We start from the raw sequence: 23,291 nt of genomic DNA on the forward strand, positions 1-23,291 counted from the left end.
AGAATGGGAGGCTGGCAGTGGCAAAACTAAAAGTAGCGTTTATTGGTCTGGGTGTGATGGGCTACCCTATGGCAGGTTACTTAAGTCGAGCGGGCTTTGATACTAAAGTATACAATCGCACAAGTGCAAAAGCCGACAAATGGGTGAAAGAGTACCAAGGTAAGGCATGTGATACGCCTCGTGAGGCCTCGGAAAATTGCGATATTGTGTTTGTTTGTGTAGGCAACGATGATGACGTACGCAGCGTTGTGTATGGTGATGAAGGCATTCTTGCTGGTCTAAAAGCAGACGCAGTGTTGGTGGATCACACGACGACTTCTGCGGATCTGGCGGTTGAACTGACCAAAGCGTGTGATAAATACGGTAACCACTTTATTGACGCGCCAGTTTCCGGTGGTCAAGCTGGAGCAGAAAATGGTGTGCTAACCATCATGTGTGGTGGAGAGCAGACTATCTTCGAACGCGTTTCACCAGTAATGGGCGTCTATGCGAAACAAGTGACGCTTCTCGGTGAAAATGGTCAAGGTCAACGTTGTAAAATGGTAAACCAAATCTGTATTGGTGGTGTTCTGCAAGGTTTGAGTGAAGCTTTGTTATTGGCACAAAAATCAGGTTTGGACATTGCTCAAGTAGTTGAAACACTGAAACATGGTGCGGCGGGCTCATGGCAGATGGAGAACCGTGCAAATACCATGGCAGAAGGCAAATTCGATTTTGGCTTCGCAATCGATTGGATGCGTAAAGATCTAGGCTTCTGTCTACAAGAGGCTGAGCGAGTGGGTTTAGATCTTCCACTCACTAAGAGAGTCGATAAGCAATACGCGGCGCTTCAGCGCGATGGTTTAGGTCGTATGGATACATCAGTACTGATCAAAGCGGTCGCTAAAAATCAATAGTTGATTTAGAGCCCTTATGCCGTTCACTTAAAGTGAGCGGCATTGTTGACCCTGTAAATAATTCTTTGCAATGAGTATTTTCGATTAATGATTGGCAATTAACGCTTGCCGATGACGTTTGACCAATAGCTATTAGCTGTAAGCCCGCGCAACACGACCTTCACAATCCAACGTTATCTGTTTTGCGTAAGCTGGGATGAAAACTGATTGTCCTTTTTCAACTACGCATGTTTCGCCGTTAGCGTGAGTTAGCACAAGCTTGGTATCCAGAGGCATAAGAATCTCGGCGGTTTGAACTTCGAGAATACGCTGGTTAGCTTGCTTAACGATGGCGAATTTGAAATCGTCTACAGGAATTGGGTACTCCAACATATCGTCGATTTCATTCGGTGCAAGCAATAGGCTGTCGAACGGCTTCTCGTTGAAACGTGTGCATGCAACAAGCTCTTTCACGTCCATGTATTTTGGTGTCAGACCTGCGCGCAGTACGTTGTCTGAGTTCGCCATGATCTCAAGACCTGTCCCTTTCAAGTAAGCGTGTGGCGTTTCTGCATCTAAGAACATGGCATCGCCCGGTTGTAGGGTAATCATATTCAGCATCAGTGGCGCAAACAAACCAATATCGCCAGGGTATTGCTTCTCTAGCTCAAGAATGAGGTTGAATAGGGGTAGGTCGGTGATGCGAGCTTGAGCCAATAGCACCGTCAACGCCATCTCTTTCTGTTCGCCCTCTAGTGACAGTAGACCCGAGAAGAAGCTCGCCAAGCCCGTTGGCGTTTGGTTTGCGATAAGGTCATCCACCAAGCCTTGCAGCTCAGGAATCGCCAGCTCAGAGAAGAAGCTGATGATTTCACTGGATGGGCGGAAGCCATTCATCGCCTGGTATTCGGTTAGCGCGTAAACCAACTCAGGTTTGTGGTTTGGATCTTTGTAGTTACGGTTTGCAGCAGTAAGGGGAATGCCTTGTTTTTCTTCCAGTGCAAAGCCTAGCTCTGCTTGTTGTTTGTTTGGGTGAACCTGAATCGACAGCGCTTTCTCAGCGGCAAGCACTTTAAACAGGTATGGAAGCTCACCAAAACGGTTGGTGACTTCTTCACCTAGAAAGGCACTCATATCTTGAGCAATCAGTGAAGAGAGTTTTGTTGCTTTACCGTTTACCATCACCAATGAGCAACCGTTTGGATGCGCACCCATCCATACTTCTGCTTGTGGTTCGCCCGCTGGGTTTTCAATGCCAAACAGTTGGTTAACAGAAGTAGTACTGCCCCAAGCGTAGTTTTGAATCACGTTGTTCATCAGGAAAAACATCGGATGCTTAGCTTGAGTTTGAATCGTTTGCGTATCGGACATCGTTAAATCAGACATAGAGTGTCACCATGAGAGAAAATCATGGCTTGGGCGACATTGCCCAAGCCATAGGAGCCATTTGGGGTAGGGGGATTAAGCGGCTGCTTGCACCATTTTTGCTTTGCGCACTTTTTTCAGAGTGACACACGTTACTGCGGTAACCACTGCGCCAGTTGCCATACAAATCACAGCAAGTATTGGGTGGTTCATCGCGCCAAGTAGAGCGACAACTGGACCGCCGTGAGCAACACTGTTGGTGATGCCGAATGAGAACGCCATGACTGCCGCCACCATTGAGCCAAATACGTTTGCTGGAATCACTGACATTGGATCTTGCGCTGCGAACGGAATCGCGCCTTCAGAGATACCAACCAGACCCATTGCGCCTGCTGCTTTACCCGCTTCGGTTTCTGATTCTTCGAACAGGTCGAACTTACGACCCAGTGCCGTTGCCAGTGCCATACCTAGAGGGGCAACTGGAATTGCACATGCCATCGCACCCATGAATTGAGTTTGACCGCTCGCAATCATGCCCACAGAGAATAGGAATGCGACCTTGTTGAATGGACCACCCATATCGAAGCCAGCCATACCACCAAGTACGATACCCAATAGAACCACGTTACCTGTGCTCAAGCTGGTGAGTAGCGCAGTCAGACCGTCCATTAGGCTTGCGATTGGCGCGCCGATAACGAAGATGAAAAGACCAGCGATGAATAACGAACCTGTGATTGGCGCAATCATGATTGGCACCAAAGGTTGGATGAATTTGTGGAAGTTAATCGACGTAATCCACTTCACGAAGTAACCCACAAGCAGGCCTGCGATGATAGCTCCTATAAAGCCCGTACCTGCTTCTGCGCCGTAGAAAGATCCGTTGTTTGCAATCCAACCACCGATTAAGCCAGGAGCTAGAGCTGGACGGTCAGCAATCGCGTAGGCAATGTAACCGGCTAGGATTGGGATCATCAGCGTGAAGGCAACCACACCCACGTTGAGGATTTGGTTCCACATGCTGCCTTCAGGAATTGCCATACCGGCTTCACTTGGCTGCCCGCCAACTGCAAGAGCAAGGGCAATCAACAGACCACCCGTTACGACAAATGGGATCATGTGTGATACGCCGTTCATCAAGTAGCGGTATAGATCAGAGCGAGCCTGAGAGGCTTTACTTGCAACAGACGCTTGTGCATTGCTGCTTGTTCTTACTTGGTATGCTGGCGCGCTTAACGCTTCGTTAATCAGATTTTGAGCATCGCGAATAGGGGCTTTTACGTTGGTTTTAACCACGCGTTTGCCCGAAAAGCGGTTCATGTCGACTTGTTTGTCACACGCCACAATGATTGCGTCTGCGCGTTCGATTTCTTCTGCGGTTGGGCTGTTTTTTACACCGATTGAACCGTTCGTTTCGACCTTGATTTCGTAACCCATCGCCGCCGCACCTTTTTCTAGTGCTTCTGCCGCTAGGTAAGTGTGCGCAACGCCAGCAGGACAACCAGTAACACCAATGATGAAACCTTTATTAGCTGGGGCATCCGTCATCGATTGCAGTTCTTCTTTAGCGAGCAGGAGTGCGAGTGCATCTTGGCCGTTTGCAGCGCTCAAGAACGCATCAATGAAGCCATCTTCAATCAGTTTTGAAGACAGCTCTGCAAGTACTTCGATGTGGTGGTTATCACCACCGTCAGGAGAAGCGATCATGAAGAACAGTTTTGAAGGTAACCCGTCTTCAGCGCCGTATTCGATCCCTGATTTGCTTACGCCGATCACAACCGCTGGCTCAATGACCGCTGCACTTTTCGCATGTGGGATAGCAACGCCGTTCTCAAATCCGGTGTTATCTAGTTCTTCACGTGCTTTTATATCTGCAAGAAATTGAACTTGGTTTGAAATACGGCCTTGGGCATGGAGAACTGCAACCAGTTCTTTAAATACGTCTTCTTTTGAAGTCGCTTGGAGATCAAGCTTAATCAAGTCTTCATTTATTAGTTTGGTGATCATAGTCGAACCCCTATAAATATAATTTTTATTTCAGGGGTATTTTGAAATTAACCAAGCAGAGACAGTAGTGAAGAAAAAATGCATTTACTGGACGATTGTAACTGCCCATCTAGAGTGTGATGTTGATCGCCCACTAGATTGAGTTACTGCATACTTGTGGCATTGTTTAAAAGCTGAAGAAAGATACATGCAAAGATGTAATCTCTTTATTATATAGGGGTTTGAAACCTATGTTGATGATTTTTGAGACTGGATAATTGATGTATTGACTGGATTTTTGTAACCTTAAAGTGAAAGTGTGACTTTGCTCGGCAGCACAAAAATCCAGTAGGGTGTATATCTATAGGTATAGCATCATGGCTGTGTATTTAAGAGTAGTTAAAATGATTTTTCATGATTTGATTTCACCAGTATTAAGCGAGCGAGAACCATTCCACAATATATGGTTTGCTGGGGATTTTCATACACCACCTGAATTTAGCTATCAGGTTAACTTCCCTCGATTAGAGTTGGTTTTGTCAGGTGAATATATTAATGAAATGGAAAGTCATGATCGCAAAGTAACGCATGTTGTGGCGAAGATGGGGGATGCGATATTTATTCCGCCCAACTGTTGGAATAAACCGGACTGGGATACGGACTGTTCGGTATTGAGTATTCTGTTTGGTCGCCGTCAATTAGGTTTGAGTCTCGTATCCAAACGTAAAGGTGAAGAGAACTTTTATGATATCCAAAAACACAGTATTCAAACTCGCTCTGGCTTTGCCATTGATAATATCTTGGAAGCCCTGAGCTCATTGGCTCGTGAGTGTAATAAGAAACCAATGGATGAGTTGTTGCTGCAAGCTTTGCTGCAATACGCCAAGTCGATGCTAGACGCACCTATTGAGACGCAGACGCACAATCGAGTACAAGATCTTTACCAGGGCATTTGTATCTACATTCAAGAGAACTTCCACCGTCCAATCACACGTGACAGCATTGCGTCGAGGTTCAGCATTTCTTCTAACCATTTGTCACGTTTGTTCCGTCAGCAAGGTCACATGACGTTAGCCGATTACATTAGTTGGGTACGAGTCGACCGCGCGAAATTTATGCTTAAGAAATACAATTTTAAGTTGAATGAGGTGTCTGTGCGTTGCGGATTCAAAGATGTGAACTACTTTTGCCGAGTATTTAAGAACCGTACGGGCAGAACGCCAACGCAGTATCGCGGTTCAATCTAGAACGGAAGCGAACTAAGCAATCAGCCTAGACATGGCGTACATCAGGAGTGCTTGTATGTCGACGCTGCTTTTTGTTAGCAGTAAACGCTCGGCCATCTGGTCAGTCAGTAAGTTACGAGTTAAGTTCGTTGCCGCGATGATGTGCTCGCGTGTGGGTTTCGCTGGCATTACTAGTGCTATAGCCAGACGTACTTCTCCCATTTGGGATGCCCAATCCATCGGGATTTCATTGGCGATCACCGCAATAGAAATGTGGTCTACACCCTCGAACATGACGTGGGGTAGAGCAATTCCCGGTGTCACTGTGGTCGAAGAGCGCTCTTCACGCTTGACAAAGGCAAGAATGAGTTCGTCTGGGTGAATTGGATGAATAAGCTGGGCTAGTCCTTTCAAGCACTCAAATTTGGTAAGCGCTGTATGTGCTTTGGCGTAATGGCATGTAATTTCACAAGGTGGGCAGATTTGAGGAAGTCGTGTTGCTAGTTGGTTTGAAAACTCGTAGTTGATGTGAGAACCCACAACGGTGTAGCTCTCGGCAATGATGTCTTTGATAACGAAACAGGCCAGTTCGGCATCAATACCAATAGCCGTGATTTGGCATAGGTCGCCTTGCTGTAAGCCGACCTGCAAAACCGCGACTGACTTGGTGAGCTCAGCGACGCGGTTTTGGGTTATGTTGATGATGTGTAGGGTGCTTTTGAATTTTTTGACGGCGCGATTAAGAGGCTGTGCGACATGAGCGCTGGCATTAATATCGTCGACAAAAAAGGTGATCTGGTATTCGTTCATCAGTAAAGAGTATCATCGACAGTGTACAAGGAACACTTTATCAACATTGAGTAACACATCTTCAATAGGGATTTGGACTTTGTTGGTGCTTTCAAAGCGGACAGGCTGTTCAATCTCGATATCGGATACGATTAAGACGCGATCCGCTTGAGCAATATCGTGGGGAGTGAGCTGATTCTCAATACCCATCGCGCCCTGTGTTTCGACCTTAATTTGTACGTTATGCTTAGGCGCGGCTTTCATTAGCGCATCCGCTGCCATATAAGTATGAGCAATGCCTGTAGGGCACGCTGTCACCGCTACGATTTTCATGTTGTATCCATTTCATTTTTTGTGGATTTTAGCATAGTGGCCGGATGGAAAGCAGATAATCGCAAGAGCTCTATCACAGTTTAAATCTCATGTTACATTAATCCAGTTAATGCACTTTTTGTCCTGTATTGAAAATAAAAAGTCCCGGTTACTCTTCACACAGTCATAGACGGGACAAATAACTCATGACTCAAGAGCGTGAACATTGCAAGGTATAAACAATGGACATAACAAACCTTATCGAGCCGGAAACCATTTGCTTGGATTTGCAAGCACGAACTAAAGATGAAGCGCTCAAAGAGCTCGTCGAATTATTGGATGTGGCGGGCAAGCTCAATAACAAAAGTCAGTTCTTGGCGGACATTTGGAAACGAGAAGAAATTGGTAATACCGGCTTTGACGAGGGGATTGCTATTCCACACGCAAAAAGTTATGCGGTTGCTAAACCTGCCGTTGCAGTGGGTATCAGCCGAAAAGGTATAGATTATGGTGCAGAAGACGGTGAACTGTCTGACGTATTTTTCATGCTGGCTTCTCCGGATGGGGATGACCATCACCACATCGAAGTCTTGGCACAAATTTCCACCAAAATCATTGAAGACGGTTTCGTCAATAAGTTAAAAGCAGCGGAGTCGGTGGACGACGCGCGTGAGTTACTTACAGATATTCAATCGAACATGAATACCTCTGGCATAGACCCTATGGAGTTTACGTCTGAACCCTCCAGTCCTTGGGCGCAAAAGCTAAGCAGAATGAAAGAGCACTTACTGTTCGGCACTTCTCACATGATTCCGTTTATTGTCGCAGGTGGCGTGTTGTTGTCTCTTTCTGTGATGATCTCGGGTCGCGGTGGTGTTCCACAAGAAGGCATTCTGGCTGATATTGCCGAGATGGGTATTGCGGGTTTGACGCTATTTACGGCGATATTGGGCGGTTACATTGCCTACTCGATTTCTGATAAGCCGGGTCTTGCTCCAGGCATGATAGGTTCATGGATTGCGGTTAGCCACTACAACACGGGTTTCTTGGGCGCGATTGTTGTCGGTTTTTTTGCAGGTTTTGTGGTTTGGTCACTGAAGAAACTTCGGTTGCCGGACAGCATGAGTTCGCTTGGCTCGATCTTCATCTATCCTTTGGTTGGCACGTTTATTACCTGCGGTGCAGTTATGTGGGTGATCGGCTCACCAATTGCCAGCGCCGTGACGGCCATGAATGACGTGCTTACTGGTATGGCGGGTTCCGGCAAAGTGATGTTGGGCACTGTATTGGGCGCAATGACGGCGTTTGATATGGGCGGTCCCATTAACAAAGTGGCGACCTTGTTTGCTCAGACTCAAGTCAATACACAGCCATGGCTAATGGGTGGCGTCGGTATCGCAATTTGTACTCCGCCTCTCGGCATGGCCTTAGCCACTTTTTTATCGCCAAGTAAGTTTAAACGTGAAGAACGTGAAGCAGGCAAGGCGGCGGGTATCATGGGGATGATTGGTATCAGTGAAGGTGCGATCCCTTTTGCTGCCAGTGACCCAGCTCGCGTCCTACCTGCGATTGTTGCTGGTGGTATTGTCGGGAACGTGATGGGGTTTATGTTCCATGTGGTTAACCACGCTCCATGGGGGGGCTGGGTTGTATTGCCAGTTGTGGACGGCAAGATTGGCTACATTGCCGGTACGCTCGCAGGCTCGTTTACCACTGCACTGATCGTTATTGCGCTTAAGAAGACGGTCAAAGAAGACGATAGTTTGGTTGGGCAATCTCAAGCTTACACGTCTGTAAAGGGCGAGGGCGACGCAGATATTCTTGCCGTGACATCTTGCCCATCTGGCGTAGCTCATACCTTTTTAGCGGCGAAGTCACTAGAGAAAGCTGCCTGTGCGTTAGGCATTAAGATAAAGGTCGAAACGCAAGGTGCGAACGGCATCATTAACCGGATCACTGACAAAGATATCGCCAAGGCGAGGTTTGTTATCTTCGCTCACGATGTGGCCATCAAAGAACCACAGCGATTCAGAAAAATGAAGGTGTTGGATGTCAGTACTAAAGATGCGATGCTCAATGCCGTAGCGCTGCTACGGGCGAAAAAAATACCTTAACCATATAATTAAGGCTTTCTGCTAGTGAGCCCCATGCGTTTGCGAAGACTCATATTGTTGACGAACCCACCTTCGTAGGTGGGAATCGTCAATAATCGGAGGTGCTTTAGATCACCTCCTTTTTTATGTCCGTTCAACGCAGATGAATTGTTGCTGAGGAGTTATTGCAGAAGACTTGTTTGCAAAGTGCTTATTGCCGTCTCGATTGCTTTTTGAAGTCCAGTTATTGAAGCCTAGTTATTTAGGCCTAGTGCCATCTCTAGACCTTTTCCGTACGCTTCGTCTGCTTGGTAAGCGTGCTGAACGTGACGCTGTTTGATGAACTCTGGCACAGCATTCATTGCGCGAGCTGTGTTGTCGAACAGAGTGTGACGTTGTTCTTCGTTCATCAGACGGAATAGGTCACCCGCTTGGCTGAAGTAGTCCTCATCTGCACGATGATCGAAGTGATCAGCATTACCATCAATACGCAGTGGTGGTTCAGAGTAATCGGGTTGCTCTGCCCATTCTTGTTGGTAGTTTGGCTCATAACCTAGTGTGGAACCAAAGTTACCATCAACGCGCATTGCGCCATCACGGTGGTAGCTGTGAACAGGGCAGCGCGGTGCGTTTACTGGGATTTGATGGTGGTTCACACCAAGTCGGTAACGCTGAGCATCGCCGTAGGCGAACAAACGACCTTGTAACATTTTATCTGGAGAGAAGCCGATACCCGGTACAATCGCTGCTGGGTTGAACGCTGATTGCTCAACTTCTGCGTAGAAGTTTTCTGGGTTACGGTTTAGCTCAAATTCACCGACAGGGATCAATGGGTAGTCTTTTTGAGACCATACTTTTGTTAGATCGAATGGGTTGAAGTTGACTTCATCCGCTTCTAATTCAGGCATGATCTGTACGTACATCTTCCATTTAGGGAAGTCCTGACGTTCAATGGCTTCGTAAAGGTCACGGTGATGGCTCTCGCGGTCTTTACCTACGATGGCTTCTGCTTCTTGGTCAGTTAGGTTTTTGATGCCTTGCTGAGTTTTAAAGTGGAATTTAACCCAGTAACGCTCGTTTTCGGCGTTGATAAAGCTGAAGGTATGACTACCAAAACCATGCATGTGACGGTAAGAAGCTGGGATACCACGATCGCTCATTACAATCGTCACTTGGTGAAACGCTTCTGGTAGTGATGTCCAAAAGTCCCAGTTGTTGGTCGCGCTGCGCATATTAGTGCGTGGATCACGTTTTACCGCGTGGTTTAGGTCAGGGAATTTTAGTGGATCACGTAAGAAGAAGACTGGCGTGTTGTTCCCAACCAAATCCCAGTTACCTTCTTCTGTGTAGAATTTTAGCGCGAAGCCACGGATGTCACGTTCTGCGTCAGCAGCTCCGCGCTCGCCAGCTACGGTAGTAAATCGTGCGAAGAGTTCAGTTTTTTTTCCGATATCAGAGAAGATCTTAGCACGAGTATATTTGGTAATGTCGTGAGTGACAGTGAACGTGCCGTAAGCACCAGAGCCTTTTGCGTGCATGCGACGTTCTGGGATCACTTCACGATCAAAATGAGCGAGTTTCTCGAGGAACCAAACGTCTTGTAATAATTGAGGTCCACGAGGGCCCGCGGTCATAACATTTTGGTTATGTGCAACAGGACAACCTGCTGCTGTCGTCAGCTTCTTACTCATTTGAGTTTCCTTGCAATAGTGATAATGAATCGATTATTAGATGCATATCGAAAAGTCATGTGAGGAGAATAGCGCTGCAATTGAGTAGAAAAAAATGGTTATTATCAATTGGTGTGATAGACATCACCTATGATTTAAGTTGTTGTTAAACAATGTCTTTGTGTCAAATGGCATTATTTATCGTATGGATTAAAGATGGCATTTGGATATGGCTAATATGAATAATTTCTGTCTATCTCAACTGAATCGGAAATAGACAGAAACTTAAACGATTTGGTTCAGGTTGGTGATTATTAATTTAGCCATAGAAAGTCCGTCGATTCATTATGCGCCTTGTAGTGAGCAGTCGTCTCTACTTGATCAGCTCATAATCGATAACATAAAGCTCATCAATGTTCGGGTAGATTTCGCGGATAAGTGCCTTAAGTTTCGGCAGTTCCATCGCTTCTTGCTCTGCGTGGAACTCATTAATATCATCAAACCGCAGTGGTGCGACAGATAGGATTTTAATATTACAGACCTTGCGGTCGGTTTCTAGCGTGAACACTTCTACTTCGGTGTTTGGCACATAGTGACTTTCTGATTCATCACGGATTGTGATGGTCTTTTTGCCCGCGGTGATAAGTGGTGTTAAGAATTCGAAGAAGGTGATTTTCGTTGGATGTGAGGACATAACCGATACTCGTAGTGATGTTTTGGAATTAGAAGTATATCTCCCGGTTGGAAAAGAGTAAAAATATGCGGAGGTACCCGATAGAGTAAAAGAAGGATATGCCTGCCCTCAGCAGGCGTATCTCATTATCTTAAATTTACGATGTACCTTAAATTCAACGTGTTACGGATTAGAAAAGAGCGTTATCAACTTAGCAAAAAAATAGCCAGAGATGATACCTATCCAATTGGTACTCAAATCTTCAAAGCTGAAAGTGCGAGAGGGGATCAAGAGTTGGCTAAATTCTTCGAGAGAAACAATACACAACAAAATAATCAACAGGCGGAGACCAAACATATCCAACCTTGTTGCTGTCTTCCATTTCGGAAAGTTAAATACCGCCAGAAAACCAATCAGAAGGCTAAAGGTAAAATGGAATGTGCTTGAGCCGCCAACGTAATTCTCTAGTTGCTGATACATGGCATGATTGATGTGGGTACTCTTCCACAGCGATAAAAAAATAGTAAGAAATAGCACTCCAATGAGGCTAATTCGTGCAATTGTATGTTTCATATCTACCCTACTGGAAAAAAACCAAGATAACGTTTCACGTAATAGAGCGCAGCTAAGTTTTGAATTGCTAAACCAACCGCCATTGCCCAAGCTGCACCCAACACGCCGTACCAATGAGACAGTGTCACAAGCAAAGTGAGGGAGAGGATGCTTGATATTATGGTGATGTATTTCATGGTCCTTTCATTGCCACTCATAATCAATAGAAAACCCACAGAACCTGTTGTCACATTGACTAATTGCCCCAGTGACAGCACTACCAGTAAGGGGGCTGCAGTGACAAACTCGTTTCCGAACAGTTGCATCACGAACTCAGGGAATACGACGCACACAAAGACTGGAATCATTGCAGCAGCAATATTTGCGCGACATGCTAAGCGACTTAGCTTACGCAGTTGGTCTATTTTTCCTTCCTTATAAAGCGACGCAAACATGGGAGCGGCGACAAAGTTAATCGTGACTAACACAAAACCGATAAGTAACGAGGTACGTTGTGCCGCGGCGAGTAAGCCAAGATCAGAAGTCGTAAGAAAGAAGCCCGCAATAACCAAACTTCCCCACTGAACCAAATTGGAAAAGATGCTGCCAAGCCAGACTTGTTTTGCACAATCGACTAGCTCAGCATTTTGCTTAGTTTTACCATGGCTATACTGGTCAGAGTTGAGCCATTTGATCGTAGATTGGAGTGCGATAATCCCCGTTGCGATGACGAGCAAGACCATTAGGAGATCAGTATTTATTGAATACGCTTTCTGAGCGACCAATACCAGCATGACCATTAGAGAGCTAACCCCAAGTTGCAATGCAAATAAAGAGGGTATGATTCTTCTTGAGGCTTGCAATGCCCGGCTGTTTATTTGTCCAATAACGAGTAACGGAATCGACAACAAAGCAAGTGCGAATGCAACACTGGACACGCCAGTTGTATTGACGTGTTTTGGAAAAAAATAGTAGGCGAGGTAGATAACGGAGCATGCTATTAGGCTAAAAAGTAAGCTTCTTGTGAGTGCGATACGGTAGTTGTTGCTTTGTTCTTCGCTATTTTTATGAGAGAAACCAATAGCGTTGTACTTGACAAGCGAAACATCAAATCCTAACTGAGATACAATGGCAGTGAGGTAAGCGAGGTTGAACAAAAAGAAAAATTGTCCAGATGTTGATGTATTGACCGATCGAGAAACGATGAGTGTCAAAAGAAATGTAAAGCCGACACTTAAAACACGAGTCACTGCGGTTTGTAAGCTGAGAGAAAACAGGCTTTGCTCGCCGTTTTGAGTGACAGCGCGCTTTTTTCGTAGATGTGAAAGCATTTGATCCTCTAGCAATAAATGCTGTTGAGCGCTAGGCGTTGTTTATCTTCGCTAAACGCATCATTGAGTTCCATTGTATATTGATAGAACTCGATGTCGTTATAGTGGTTGATACAGTGAATCATCTGTCTTGCCATTTCTTGGGGATCTTGTGCTAAGAAAGGGTAATTAAGCTCTTTGGTGGCGCCAATGGAGCGAATGATCATGGGTAAATGTAATTTTGCGGCCTCAAGGATGGTGAGAGGCATGCCTTCCCAAGCGGCAGTATGCAGATACAAATCCGCATCTTTGAGTCGATTAACAACCTCATCGCGAGGAATCATTCCAGTGACTGTGATACCTTGTGAGCGTAGCTGGTTTTCAAACTCTGTGTCGCCGCCTCCAATCCAAGTGATATCAAATTTTCGTGTTATTTTTTCTGAGTCGATATAACGTAATGTATCCAGTAAAAACTGAGGATCTTTTTGAGGTGATATGCGGCCAAGTAGCACAAGTTTTAGTGCGGTATTTTCTGAGTTCTCTGCGCGTTCTACACTTTCATACGTCACGTAATTGTTGAGCAAGTTAGCACGTTTGGCACCTATGCTGATGGCTAAATCACACTCGCGCTGACTGCATCCTGCCACCACATCAATCCTACTGATGGCTATTTTTTCTAACGTTTTGTAGAGCTTTTTAGCTAAGCCGGAAATGTCCTCACGTTCAAAAGCATAACAATGAGGTGTATAAACTAATCGTGCACCGCCAAGCTTTAAAAAGCGACCGAGAAAGCCGGCTTTGCTTGAGTGTAAATGAACCACATCAGGTTTGAGCTCAGCAATAAATGCATTAGCGTCTTTCATAAACTGGAGCAGATTGCCATCAACCCATTTTGTCTGACTAAAAAGATGGTTGCTCGATTCCTTTGTCATATCATTAGATCGCGCGCGTGCAAGCAGTGAGTGCCTATAAGGTTCTAAACGTGATGAATGGACATAACTGTATAGCGCGGTTTGAACCCCCCCACCGAAGGCTTCAGTAACATGCAGTACTTTTTTCATGATGACTGCGTCCCTGGTGTTTGTTTCCATTTATTTTTAAACGCTTCACGCTCTTGTTCTGAGTAAACATGGCGATATAAAGGAAGATCATACATGTAGAAAAGTTTGGAGAAGTCGTAATGTTCTTTAAAGTATTGGTGAATAATGGCATACCATTTGTTCTTAGCTTCATTACTGTTTTTAAGGGCGAAATCGTCGAGCTGAAGAAACGCACCAATCTCTTGGTCGAGAGAGCTAAGTTGTTCACATTTGATCAGCATAACGCTGGTTCGTTGGTTATTGAATGTATAAAAAGGCTGTTTATTATCAATATCTTGCCGAAGGATGTCGATGCCAAAGTTATGTTTAAGTTCATTGTCAAACCAGTTGGCAAAGTAATTTAGGTTGATGTGAGTATTGAAGCAGTGCTCTAAATGTTTGTAGGTCACATCTATATCACGATGAATGGATTCGTTCTTTTTCCCTTCAATAAATTGAAGGTGTAAGTCTTGGAAAAAACGTGAAAACACGGTTGCGATAGGGTCTCGGACTAGGGTAACGATTTTGATATGTGCTCGCTTTTGTAGAATGCGTCTACGTCTATTGAGCACGAGACGGTACATAGTACGGTTCTTAAAATCAAAAAATTTACTTACGTCCTTTTTGTTGTGATACATGTGGAACTCCTCATGATCATCAAAGGTGTGGATGTGATAGCTTGGAATCTTTCTCTCGCCAAGTGTGTGCTCGATAGATGATGATCCCACTTTGCCCATTTGATAGACCAACACAAAATTGTCCGCTTGAAGTTCTCGGTTTTTTTTGAATTGTCGAGAGATTGAATATTTCATTTATTCTACCTTTGATTTTTAAATTTCTTTGTTCCGCATCGTTGCTGTGATGGTGAGTTTAATTTGATAAGTCGGATTGATGGCGATGATTAGATTACTTCAGATACATGGCATGACGATTTTGATGTTACTTTTTGCTGATCATGACGGGCAGTAAAAGTATTAAAATGATGGTGGTATTGACGGCGACAAAAAACACCATACTCAGTGCGTAAATAGAGAGTAATAGGCTTTTTTTGTTTTTTTTCAATTTTTTGAAGCAAGCCTTCATGAATAGGAAGTAGCCACCAAACAGTAAAGTAATGCCAAGTAAGCCATATTCTATCGAGGTGTCGAGTATAAAATTATGGGTATAAATGGCTAATTCTTCATAATTGAAATAGTCGATCATATAGCTGGGTAGCATCTTTGCCCCGACACCTAAAATAGGATGCTCAAGTAAGATATCCAAGCCGTTTGCCAATAGTAATTTACGGTGTAAATTGGAAACCCAACGCGCTTCACTTTGATTGGCGAAGAGGATGTCTTCATGGGTGATTTCCAATTTGTCGGCAAGTTGATCAAAGCCGACATAAAGTGTTGTAGAAACGGCAGCCAGGACAATCAGGACACCAGTGAAAAAAAGTGTCCACGTGTAAGTCTCGCTCAGCGTATTCTGTATCAGCCGCCTAATAAATAACCTATCGATTACGACGAGTAAACAGAAACCAAGTAAGGCCTTTCTTTCCTGAGACAAAACTAAAAGTACGAAGGCGAACAGCATCAAGAGAGGAAACGCCCGGATACGATCACGATAGAGATAGAGTAGGGAGCACAAAACGCCGAATGCGTACTTGCTCACCCCGAGTAATTTGAAGCCGCTGTGATAACCTTGTGCGAAGTGCCATGTAGCGACTAGGCTACATACCACCAATAAACAATAAGTAAGATAAACCATCACGCGTTCATCATCGAATGTGCCATAGGCATACAACAAGCCGAGTAAACCAAGAATTGCTACCCATTGGACAGTTTCAATGACTAAAGGCATGAGCGAAACGCGATTTATCAGGCCATTGATAAAGATATAAGTGGTAAATAGCAGCAAAAAACCAATATAAGGATGGAGCAGCTTTTGCGCTTTTCTTTCAAGAATAACCAGTGCAACAAAAACCAACGACAGTAAGCTCGCGATGTCTGACAATGCTAACTCAAGGCCTCCAACCTCTATTTTTATTGGAGCAAAAAACAGTGCGAGAGTTATGGCTGCGAATAGCGATACAAAGTTACTTGCTGGCGCAGAGTTGTTGGTAGAGTCCATAGTACCCGTCTCGGAATTTATTGATGGTGTATAACTTGGCACGATTCACTGCGTATGCGCTTGCTTTATCATAAAGATCGACGGCGGTGCATAGTTGAGAGATCTTGTCTGCGAGTTGCTCTGATTTTCCCGCGGTGAACATATATTCATCATTGCCTATGACTTCATCTAACCCCGGTACGTCTGAAGAGAGCACCGGCAATCCTGCTGCCATTGCTTCGACCGCCGCTAGACCAAATCCTTCGACATGTGATGATTGAATGTACACGTCTAAGCCAGACAGAAAAGTGGGGATATCGGACACTAAACCATGAAACTGAACGCGCTCAGTAACATTGAGTTGTTGGCAAAGTGCTTCCAGATCGTTTCTCTTGTCTCCGTCACCTGCTAGGTGAAGCTGATAATTAGCGGGAAGAAGGGCAATTGCACGGATTAAAGTCTCATGGTCTTTATGCTGATGAAGACGGCCCACCATACCTATTTTTATGGCGGTTTTTTCCATAAGCTGGCTACCTCTTTTTGTTGTAAGAGGGAAGCGGGTAAGGTCGACACCATTGTGTACTACGTGGTATTTATGCTTAAAGCGAGGCATGAACTTGATCAGTTCTTCTTGGACTTTTTCACTGATGCTGACCGTAAGATTGTGACCACGATAAAGCAGGTATTCCATAAACTTAAATAACGGGTAGTCACGGCGGCGGTTGTGAGTGCAGTGCTCGGTTTGTATGCGTTTTTTACCAACGGCAAGCAATGCCAAATAGATAGACGGGTACAAGTGTCCATGCACGAGATCTGGCCAGCGTAGTAAAGACCACTTCTGTTTAGGCGTCAGGGACGGCCAATTAAAGCATTCGATACCATTCGAGGTGAGTTGCGCCAAATAATCGTTGTCATCGCAAAGTACGAGGATTTTAATTTCATACTCTGATGAATGTTCCATAACCAAGTCGACGAGAAACTTCTGCGCGCCGCCATTTTTTGATAGGTCATTGATAATATGCAGTATTTTCTTCTTCATGACTCAGTCGCTAGATACTTTTGTTTGAACTTTTCGATTTCAGGCTCAGCAAAGAAATGCTTGGTCAGTTTTGATGACAGCATCTCCTCGACAAACTCAGGCTTTGGCTGGTATGAATTTTTAAACTCTTTGATCAGAGGGGAATACCACTTGTTGTCGGCTTGGTTGTCGTGAACAACAGCCACCTCTTGTTGTAGAAATTCACTGATGGCTTGTTGTGATTGGTCGAGTTTGTCGATACGAATAACCATGAGTGAAAAGTTGCGGTTTTGGTATGTTTGGTGACCCACTGCTTGATCAAAGGGCTTAGCAAAAACATCAATGCCTGTCAGTGCTTTGATTTCATTATCAAACCACTCTAATGGGTATTGATGGTTCACATGTTCTTCAAACGCTTCATGGAGTAACTGCGGGCGTTCAGAACGCACTGCACTGTCATCTTTGAGGTATTTATCGGCCATCCAAAATGGCAGTGACTGAAAGAACATAGAGATGTTTCTACCAACGGGCTCGCGCACCAAAGAGATAATACGAACCTGCTGCTTACGTTTAAGCATGCGACACATGATGGTTCGTTTGAGTACGCGTTTTATCTGATTCGTAACGGGTTTGTGCAGTTGAGCGCGAACGGGTGAAATTTGTTTACTCGCTTGTATCGACATCAGGTCATGTAAGTGAATCGAATTCGGAATGGATTTTTCCAATGCACTCGATCCCACTTTTCCCATTTGGTAGATGAGGACGGGGCGCTCTTGGCTCTTTAGCAACTGATACCACTGCATGCTTTGATTAGTAGGCGTATTTTGGGACATAACGTGTTTCTACTTCCTTAGATTTCGCCTGAGTGATAAGAACCCCAAGAGAGGGTATCGAATGTTGGATCTGTTTAGATAACGCCAAATTAACCAGCTCTGTTTTTGTTGACTCTGAGCGAATAACCGTTATCAATCCATTGGCTTTTTGACCAAGGATTAGTGCATCACTGACGGAGAGCAGAGGTGGGGTATCGATGATGATGCGATCGTATCGACCTTTGAGCTGTTCAAGCAGGGCTTCGAAACGATCAGATGACAATAGTTCCTGTGGGTTTGGTGGAATAATACCCGCAGGAAGTATATCTAAGTTTGCCTCTTCGCTTCTGATGATGCATTCGCTTAGAGGGGTATCCATCGTAAGGATATTGGTTAAGCCTGAGTTGGATTCTGGCAGATTAAATCGCTTTGCTAACGATGGTTTGCGTAGATCACAATCAATCAGTAGCACCTTCTCCATTGACGAGAATGAGACGGCCATATTAATACTGGTTGATGTTTTTCCTTCTTCTGGGATGGCTGAAGTAAATGGCAGTATCTTCTGCTTAGAATCCGTAAGCCTTATTAGTAAGGAGGTTCTAACAGAGCGGCAGGCCTCACCAAACGTCTTTTCATCTTTGTCAAAGTAAGCTGAGTAGGAAATGCCTTTTTGGCAAAGAGCTCGATTTTTTACTTTTGGAATGGTACCTAAGCAGATTACCCCGAGCTTCTCTTGGACATCTGAAGAGGTGCGGATCACATCGCGAAGTGTCTCAAGGACGATCACTAGTGCGCAAGCAATCGCAAAACCAAACAATGTTGCAATGAGTACAAGCTTCATACGTTGTGGAGCGATAGGGAACAGAGGTTCAATTGCAGGATCAGTAAACCGAGCGGTAACGTTCTTATAATCACTAGTGGCATTGGTTTCTTTTTCACGATTTAAGAAGGCTTCATAAAGCTCTGTGTTTGATTCAACTTCGCGCTTGAGTTGTTCGTATCGGGCCTTTTGCGAGCCTAGCATCTGGAAGTCGGATATTTTTCTATTCAGTTCTGCCCTTAGCATGTCTTCTTGCGCTTTCGCTGCGAGCAAGTCTTGCTGCTTGTTGAATGAAATCTCTCGAATAAGCTTTTCAGTTCTAGCTTGGATAGACTTTAATTGTGCCTTGGCCTGAATCATCAGGTCGTGCTTTGGGCCGTAACGTTGAGAAAGCTCAGATAGGTTTTTTTCTGCTTGAGCTTCTGACATTTTTAAATCACGGATTTGGGCTTGGTTGGCAAATTCATCAATTGACAATAAGCTATCAATGTTTTGTGCAGATTTACGCTTGAGCATCTGAATTAATGTTTGCGCCTCAATGCTGTTGTTTACCGCAGCGTTGAGTTTGCTTTTTAGTTCCTCAAGCTCATTGGCATAGATGTCATCGATACCATTGATATCGATTAATCCCTCTTGCATTAAAAAATCTTGTAGTGCCTGCTCGGATGCTTTTAATCGTTCCTCTAGCTTTTGTGAGTTATCGGTGAGCCAAGTTGTCGCATTTTGTGTCACTGTCAACTTCGCCTCAAAATTGGCATCAATATAAGCTTGGCCCACAGCGTTGGCAACGGTTGTGGCTAACTGTCGATCAGTAGAGCGAAAGTGGATTTTGACCAGCTGTGTATTGCGTACGGGCTCAATATCAAGTTTTTCCCTGAAGACCTGAAGTGCTTGATAATAAGGCTTTGTGTGTTGCGATGTTTCCTTTGGGTTAGGTGCGACATTCAGGAGGTCTTGTACGAAAGGAATCGCTTTGATCTCATCGATTTTTTTCTTAATGCCGCTTGGGCGAGTGAACTCTGGATTACGAACAAGATCCAATTTCGTAATCACTTTATCTGCGATATGGTTGGACTTGAGAATCGAGATTTGAGTTTGAAAATACTCTTTTTTTGTGGTGTCAACACCGTACACTTCCTCAATAGAAAGCGCACTTTTCTGCTCTTCTTGAATAAGCAGGGTAGCCGTGCCTTGATAAACTGATTTCTTTGAGTAGATATACCAAGTACAGGTTAGGGAGAAGATGATGGTGAACGCTAATATGCTCAACCAATTTTTCTTGAGAGTTCTAAAATAATGCCCAAAACGAATTAATGGGACATGGTTAGAAGGTGCTTGAATAGAATGATTTGCGTTCATTGAATTGCCTGTCATTAGAAGAAGCTCTGGTCGATAAATACAATGTCGCCTGGTTCTACAGAGCGATGCATACTGACGCTTTCGATCGTTTTACCTGTTGTGTGTTGAGTGAGGTTGATGCTATTACGAGATGCTCTATCAGTTAAACCGCCCGCTAACGCAATGGATTTTTCAATCGTCAATCCAGGTTGATATTCGAATCCGCCGGGTTGTCTGACTTCACCGTTTACATAGAAAAGCCGAAATCTATTGATTGTCACCATGACTTTTGGGTTGATGAGATAGTCGCCTTTGAGCCCTGTTTCAATCTCGTACTGAAGCTGTTTTGGTGTTTTTTGGATGGCTTTAATTCGTCCTAGGTAGGGATAATCAAAAAAGCCATCTGAGGTGATCAGGATGTTTTTTATGGAGAGATCTTCCTCACCGTAGACCTGAACCGAGATGGTGTCACCTTTATCGAGTAAGTAATCTTGTTCGTTGGCGCTGGCAAAAGAAGGCGTGCTGAGTAGCACAAATACCAAACCAAATAACCTTGCTAGTAAGTTCATTCTTATTCCTTGTTACAAAGAAAATTGAGCACTAAGGGACCAGATGTTTTGCTCGAAGCTATAGCCTTGCCAGTTGGAATCTTTATTTTGAAAGCGCCAATCCGCTTGCAATAAGATCCAACGCTTTATTTGGTAATCAAGTCCCGCTGAGATCGCATACCGATCTTCATTACGAGTGATGCCCGTATAGACATCTTGTTGATATACCGTTTTAAAGCGTGTCGCTAGGTAGCTATTCCAGTCGTGTTTAAGATCGATGATGTATTGAGTTTGTAAGTCGTAATCGCCCTCTTGATCAGGGCTTACTGCCGATTGAGTGGTCTTGAGTGTGATCAGAGATTGCTCTTGAGGTTGCCACTCCAAGCCAATATCCCAGCTTAATCCATTAAAGGTTTGACGTTGGTGGCTGTCGAAATCTTTGATTTGATAACCCAAGCGCATGATGCCTTTGGTTTTCCCTGTGACTTCCCACTGCGCACCTGTGTAGTAGAACCCGGAGTAATTGTCTTTAGATGCAACAGAAGGTTTGTCTGACAGGTAATCGGTCTTGGTTTGTTGAGTTCCCACCAACCAGTAGGTCCTTGGTGTTGCTCTAAGATAAAACTCAAAGTGGACATTGGGCGAGCGAAAATCGTTATATTTGGTTTTTGCGTCAGGCTTTCCTGATAGTCCTTCGCGATAGTTTTGGTATGTTTTGTCATGGTAACCAATTCCCAGCTCCAACCTACCTTTTGCCCCATTTGAGCCGAACACGTAGTTTGTTCTCAGGTCGTTGCGATAAAACTCAACAGGGTCGTTTTGCAAATTGCCTCGCCCTTCAGTGAACTCTTCCCCTTTTTCTTCATGCTGAGCGCGAAATCGGTAGTCGACAACCAATCGATTACGGCGGTTAAACTCGAAAAAGTTAGTAAATTGAAATGAGTGATCATCGTAATCATTTTGACCATCTGAGGAGAAACCAGCACTTAATTTATACAGTAAGTTTGCTCGGTATTGATTGCGTTCAATCTTAGCTAATAGGGCTGGCTCTACACCCCAAATATTGGTCGACTCTAGGTTTTCCTCACGCTCAGCTTTGTTGATGTTGTCATCACCCTCGTAGAACAGGCCTAAAGAAGGAATGAACTCAATTCCAGACTCGGTTTTATACGCCATCGGCTCAGCCAGAGTTGTTGCTGACCCCATCGCAAACACGACGGCTAATATGGAAGCTTTCATCGTAAGGCTCTCAGTACGCATTGGAACCCGTAAACCCCTTGAAAATGGTCAAAAAAATTATCTTGATATCCATCCAAACTGACCACTGATGGATGTAATCTAGATCGAATTCGACACGCTTTTCCATCTTGTCGAGCGTATCTGTCTCACCACGGTAGCCATTGATTTGTGCCCAACCAGTGATGCCCGGTTTTACTTTGTGGCGAAGCATATAGCGATCGACGATCTGGCGATATTCTTCGTTATGTGACACGGCATGAGGGCGGGGGCCAACAATAGACATAGTGCCCTGTAACACGTTAAAAAACTGAGGCAATTCATCAAGAGATGTGCGTCGTAGAAACCCACCAAATGGTGTGATTCTAGGGTCGTTTTTGGTGGCTTGTTTTACGTTATTGCCTTGTTCCATGGTTGTCATTGAACGAAATTTCCATACTGCAATTCTTCGACCATCCAAGCCATAACGTGCTTGCTTGAATATAACGGGCCCTTTTGATGTTGTTTTGATACCGATTGCAATAGCGAGTAAAGCGGGAGAAATGATGAGAAGAATAATGCTAGATAGCAGGATATCTTCTAAGCGCTTTATCCAAGAGGAGATTCCAGCAAAAGGCGTATCAAACACACTTAAAGTTTGGACCGGCCCGATTTGATCCCATCGAGAATGCAGCAAGTTATAAGTAAAAAAATCCGGTATCAGGTAAGTGTTCGCCGTGGTATCTGAGAATTGGTTGAGGAACAAAGTGATTCTCTCATTGGCGTGCATCGGCATTGCGATATACACGTAATCGACTTCGCCGCGTTTTGCTCGCTCGAGTGCAAGACTGACACCACCTTTGATTGTGTATTTGGATTTTGGCAGACGATCTACAGCTCGTTCATCATAGAAACCATCAAAAAGCACACCATGTTCGGTATGGTTTTCAAGTTCTTTCGCAAGTGTAATGCCATGTTCAGTTTGACCAATGATAATTGCGGTTCTGGTGTTGTAGCCCAGTTTACGCATGTAGGCTAAAGCGAATCTGAAGATGATTCTCCAAGAAGCTAATAAAATGGGGGTTAAAATTAACCACATTACTAAAATGTTCTTATCAAACATCTGATGGACATGAGACAAATACAAAATTAGAAATAGGAATGTACAGGTAACCAGCCAAGATAAGCTCGTAATGAAGATTTGTTCCTTGAAAGAACTGGTACGCCAAGAACGATATAGATCGCCACTTTCTGCCATGACCAAAAATGAGAGGCTAGCTACGAACGATAAAATCACATAGTCTTTCTCAATCGAAGTGATTAGTTCATTCGAAGTACTTATCCCATTCATTGCGAGTAGCAACATCAATGACACAATGACAACAAGATCAATTAGGCGGTACAAAAAAGCAAATTCCACCTCATGCGAGCGAATAAGTCCTTTGTGTTTCATAACTTAAATTTCCCTGTGGACACGCTACCGCCATTGAGTGTGATACCTCAATGTCCGTGTTATTAACGT

19 protein-coding genes and 1 pseudogene are annotated in these 23,291 nt (G+C 44.4%); 3 read left to right on the forward strand and 17 right to left on the reverse strand.

What is annotated here, in order from left to right; translation table 11 throughout:
- Positions 1-17: 17 nt before the first annotated feature.
- Positions 18-896: an NAD(P)-dependent oxidoreductase gene (locus AND4_RS00620; RefSeq protein ID WP_009840926.1), complete on the forward strand. Its 879-nt coding sequence runs from the start codon at positions 18-20 to the stop codon at positions 894-896.
- A gap of 132 nt (positions 897-1,028) precedes the next feature.
- Here the strand turns inward: AND4_RS00620 and manA are convergent, their stop codons facing one another.
- On the reverse strand, positions 1,029-2,261 hold the full coding sequence (manA, locus tag AND4_RS00625; protein WP_009840927.1) for a mannose-6-phosphate isomerase, class I: 1,233 nt from the start codon (positions 2,259-2,261) through the stop codon (positions 1,029-1,031).
- A 75-nt stretch (positions 2,262-2,336) separates the two neighbouring features.
- Complete coding sequence (locus AND4_RS00630) at positions 2,337-4,244, reverse strand: fructose-specific PTS transporter subunit EIIC (RefSeq protein ID WP_009840928.1); 1,908 nt, start codon at positions 4,242-4,244, stop codon at positions 2,337-2,339.
- 383 nt (positions 4,245-4,627) lie between these two features.
- On the opposite strand from AND4_RS00630, the gene AND4_RS00635 reads away from it, so the two are divergent.
- Positions 4,628-5,470, forward strand: a complete 843-nt coding sequence (locus AND4_RS00635) for an AraC family transcriptional regulator (RefSeq protein WP_009840929.1) — start codon at positions 4,628-4,630, stop codon at positions 5,468-5,470.
- Positions 5,471-5,482: 12 nt separating this feature from the next.
- Here the strand turns inward: AND4_RS00635 and AND4_RS00640 are convergent, their stop codons facing one another.
- Together AND4_RS00640 and AND4_RS00645 are read right to left on the reverse strand one after the other, a co-directional pair.
- Entirely contained in the window at positions 5,483-6,259 is a 777-nt protein-coding gene (locus tag AND4_RS00640; RefSeq protein WP_009840930.1) for a PTS sugar transporter subunit IIA, read from the reverse strand.
- A gap of 12 nt (positions 6,260-6,271) precedes the next feature.
- Positions 6,272-6,571, reverse strand: coding sequence for a PTS fructose transporter subunit IIB (locus AND4_RS00645; RefSeq protein ID WP_009840931.1), 300 nt, complete (start codon positions 6,569-6,571; stop codon positions 6,272-6,274).
- Positions 6,572-6,792: 221 nt separating this feature from the next.
- Here AND4_RS00645 and AND4_RS00650 point away from each other — a divergent pair, with 221 nt between their 5' ends.
- Positions 6,793-8,664: a fructose-specific PTS transporter subunit EIIC gene (locus tag AND4_RS00650; RefSeq protein WP_009840932.1), complete on the forward strand. Its 1,872-nt coding sequence runs from the start codon at positions 6,793-6,795 to the stop codon at positions 8,662-8,664.
- Between the two features lie 233 nt (positions 8,665-8,897).
- Here AND4_RS00650 and AND4_RS00655 read toward each other — a convergent pair whose 3' ends face one another.
- The 13 genes and pseudogenes from AND4_RS00655 to AND4_RS00715 form a co-directional block, all read right to left on the reverse strand.
- Positions 8,898-10,334, reverse strand: coding sequence for a catalase (locus AND4_RS00655; protein WP_009840933.1), 1,437 nt, complete (start codon positions 10,332-10,334; stop codon positions 8,898-8,900).
- A 352-nt stretch (positions 10,335-10,686) separates the two neighbouring features.
- Positions 10,687-11,007, reverse strand: a complete 321-nt coding sequence (yqfB, locus tag AND4_RS00660; RefSeq protein WP_009840934.1) for a N(4)-acetylcytidine aminohydrolase — start codon at positions 11,005-11,007, stop codon at positions 10,687-10,689.
- 162 nt (positions 11,008-11,169) lie between these two features.
- The gene (locus AND4_RS19325) at positions 11,170-11,559 is read right to left on the reverse strand and encodes a VanZ family protein (RefSeq protein ID WP_009840935.1); all 390 of its coding nucleotides are present in this window, start codon (positions 11,557-11,559) and stop codon (positions 11,170-11,172) included.
- A gap of 2 nt (positions 11,560-11,561) precedes the next feature.
- A complete protein-coding gene (locus AND4_RS00670; protein WP_009840936.1) occupies positions 11,562-12,869 on the reverse strand; it encodes a polysaccharide biosynthesis C-terminal domain-containing protein in 1,308 nt (435 codons plus the stop codon).
- An 8-nt stretch (positions 12,870-12,877) separates the two neighbouring features.
- On the reverse strand, positions 12,878-13,909 hold the full coding sequence (locus AND4_RS00675; RefSeq protein ID WP_009840937.1) for a glycosyltransferase: 1,032 nt from the start codon (positions 13,907-13,909) through the stop codon (positions 12,878-12,880).
- Positions 13,906-14,739, reverse strand: a complete 834-nt coding sequence (locus tag AND4_RS00680; RefSeq protein WP_009840938.1) for a putative capsular polysaccharide synthesis family protein — start codon at positions 14,737-14,739, stop codon at positions 13,906-13,908. The genes AND4_RS00675 and AND4_RS00680 overlap by 4 nt, the downstream gene beginning before the upstream one ends.
- Positions 14,740-14,869: 130 nt before the next feature.
- Positions 14,870-16,039: pseudogene (locus AND4_RS00685) on the reverse strand (O-antigen ligase family protein); the annotation flags it as partial.
- Positions 16,005-17,057 carry a glycosyltransferase gene (locus AND4_RS00690; protein WP_009840940.1) on the reverse strand — a complete coding sequence of 351 codons (1,053 nt, stop codon included), beginning with the start codon at positions 17,055-17,057 and terminating at the stop codon, positions 16,005-16,007. The gene AND4_RS00690 and the pseudogene AND4_RS00685, both read right to left, overlap by 35 nt.
- Positions 17,054-17,869, reverse strand: a complete 816-nt coding sequence (locus AND4_RS00695) for a putative capsular polysaccharide synthesis family protein (RefSeq protein WP_009840941.1) — start codon at positions 17,867-17,869, stop codon at positions 17,054-17,056. Before AND4_RS00695 ends, AND4_RS00690 begins: the two co-directional genes overlap by 4 nt.
- A complete protein-coding gene (locus tag AND4_RS00700; protein WP_009840942.1) occupies positions 17,847-20,042 on the reverse strand; it encodes a polysaccharide biosynthesis tyrosine autokinase in 2,196 nt (731 codons plus the stop codon). The genes AND4_RS00695 and AND4_RS00700 overlap by 23 nt, the downstream gene beginning before the upstream one ends.
- The gene (locus AND4_RS00705) at positions 20,042-20,575 is read right to left on the reverse strand and encodes a polysaccharide biosynthesis/export family protein (protein ID WP_009840943.1); all 534 of its coding nucleotides are present in this window, start codon (positions 20,573-20,575) and stop codon (positions 20,042-20,044) included. Before AND4_RS00705 ends, AND4_RS00700 begins: the two co-directional genes overlap by 1 nt.
- Before the next feature lie 12 nt (positions 20,576-20,587).
- Positions 20,588-21,814 carry an outer membrane beta-barrel protein gene (locus AND4_RS00710; protein ID WP_009840944.1) on the reverse strand — a complete coding sequence of 409 codons (1,227 nt, stop codon included), beginning with the start codon at positions 21,812-21,814 and terminating at the stop codon, positions 20,588-20,590.
- Positions 21,804-23,222 carry an undecaprenyl-phosphate glucose phosphotransferase gene (locus tag AND4_RS00715; RefSeq protein WP_009840945.1) on the reverse strand — a complete coding sequence of 473 codons (1,419 nt, stop codon included), beginning with the start codon at positions 23,220-23,222 and terminating at the stop codon, positions 21,804-21,806. The genes AND4_RS00710 and AND4_RS00715 overlap by 11 nt, the downstream gene beginning before the upstream one ends.
- Between the last annotated feature and the right edge of the window lie 69 nt (positions 23,223-23,291).

This window comes from Vibrio sp. AND4 (assembly GCF_000171815.1).
Taxonomy (GTDB): Bacteria; Pseudomonadota; Gammaproteobacteria; order Enterobacterales; family Vibrionaceae; genus Vibrio.

What these genes read in the sequence shown, in the direction of transcription:
- manA (WP_009840927.1), bottom strand. Translation starts at nt 2,261, where the DNA reads ATGTCTGATTTAACGATGTCCGATACGCAAACGATTCAAACTCAAGCT.
- AND4_RS00630 (WP_009840928.1), bottom strand. Translation starts at nt 4,244, where the DNA reads ATGATCACCAAACTAATAAATGAAGACTTGATTAAGCTTGATCTCCAA.
- AND4_RS00635 (WP_009840929.1), top strand. Translation starts at nt 4,628, where the DNA reads ATGATTTTTCATGATTTGATTTCACCAGTATTAAGCGAGCGAGAACCA.
- AND4_RS00640 (WP_009840930.1), bottom strand. Translation starts at nt 6,259, where the DNA reads ATGAACGAATACCAGATCACCTTTTTTGTCGACGATATTAATGCCAGC.
- AND4_RS00645 (WP_009840931.1), bottom strand. Translation starts at nt 6,571, where the DNA reads ATGAAAATCGTAGCGGTGACAGCGTGCCCTACAGGCATTGCTCATACT.
- AND4_RS00650 (WP_009840932.1), top strand. Translation starts at nt 6,793, where the DNA reads ATGGACATAACAAACCTTATCGAGCCGGAAACCATTTGCTTGGATTTG.
- AND4_RS00655 (WP_009840933.1), bottom strand. Translation starts at nt 10,334, where the DNA reads ATGAGTAAGAAGCTGACGACAGCAGCAGGTTGTCCTGTTGCACATAAC.
- yqfB (WP_009840934.1), bottom strand. Translation starts at nt 11,007, where the DNA reads ATGTCCTCACATCCAACGAAAATCACCTTCTTCGAATTCTTAACACCA.
- AND4_RS19325 (WP_009840935.1), bottom strand. Translation starts at nt 11,559, where the DNA reads ATGAAACATACAATTGCACGAATTAGCCTCATTGGAGTGCTATTTCTT.
- AND4_RS00670 (WP_009840936.1), bottom strand. Translation starts at nt 12,869, where the DNA reads ATGCTTTCACATCTACGAAAAAAGCGCGCTGTCACTCAAAACGGCGAG.
- AND4_RS00675 (WP_009840937.1), bottom strand. Translation starts at nt 13,909, where the DNA reads ATGAAAAAAGTACTGCATGTTACTGAAGCCTTCGGTGGGGGGGTTCAA.
- AND4_RS00680 (WP_009840938.1), bottom strand. Translation starts at nt 14,739, where the DNA reads ATGAAATATTCAATCTCTCGACAATTCAAAAAAAACCGAGAACTTCAA.
- AND4_RS00690 (WP_009840940.1), bottom strand. Translation starts at nt 17,057, where the DNA reads ATGAAGAAGAAAATACTGCATATTATCAATGACCTATCAAAAAATGGC.
- AND4_RS00695 (WP_009840941.1), bottom strand. Translation starts at nt 17,869, where the DNA reads ATGTCCCAAAATACGCCTACTAATCAAAGCATGCAGTGGTATCAGTTG.
- AND4_RS00700 (WP_009840942.1), bottom strand. Translation starts at nt 20,042, where the DNA reads ATGACAGGCAATTCAATGAACGCAAATCATTCTATTCAAGCACCTTCT.
- AND4_RS00705 (WP_009840943.1), bottom strand. Translation starts at nt 20,575, where the DNA reads ATGAACTTACTAGCAAGGTTATTTGGTTTGGTATTTGTGCTACTCAGC.
- AND4_RS00710 (WP_009840944.1), bottom strand. Translation starts at nt 21,814, where the DNA reads ATGCGTACTGAGAGCCTTACGATGAAAGCTTCCATATTAGCCGTCGTG.
- AND4_RS00715 (WP_009840945.1), bottom strand. Translation starts at nt 23,222, where the DNA reads ATGAAACACAAAGGACTTATTCGCTCGCATGAGGTGGAATTTGCTTTT.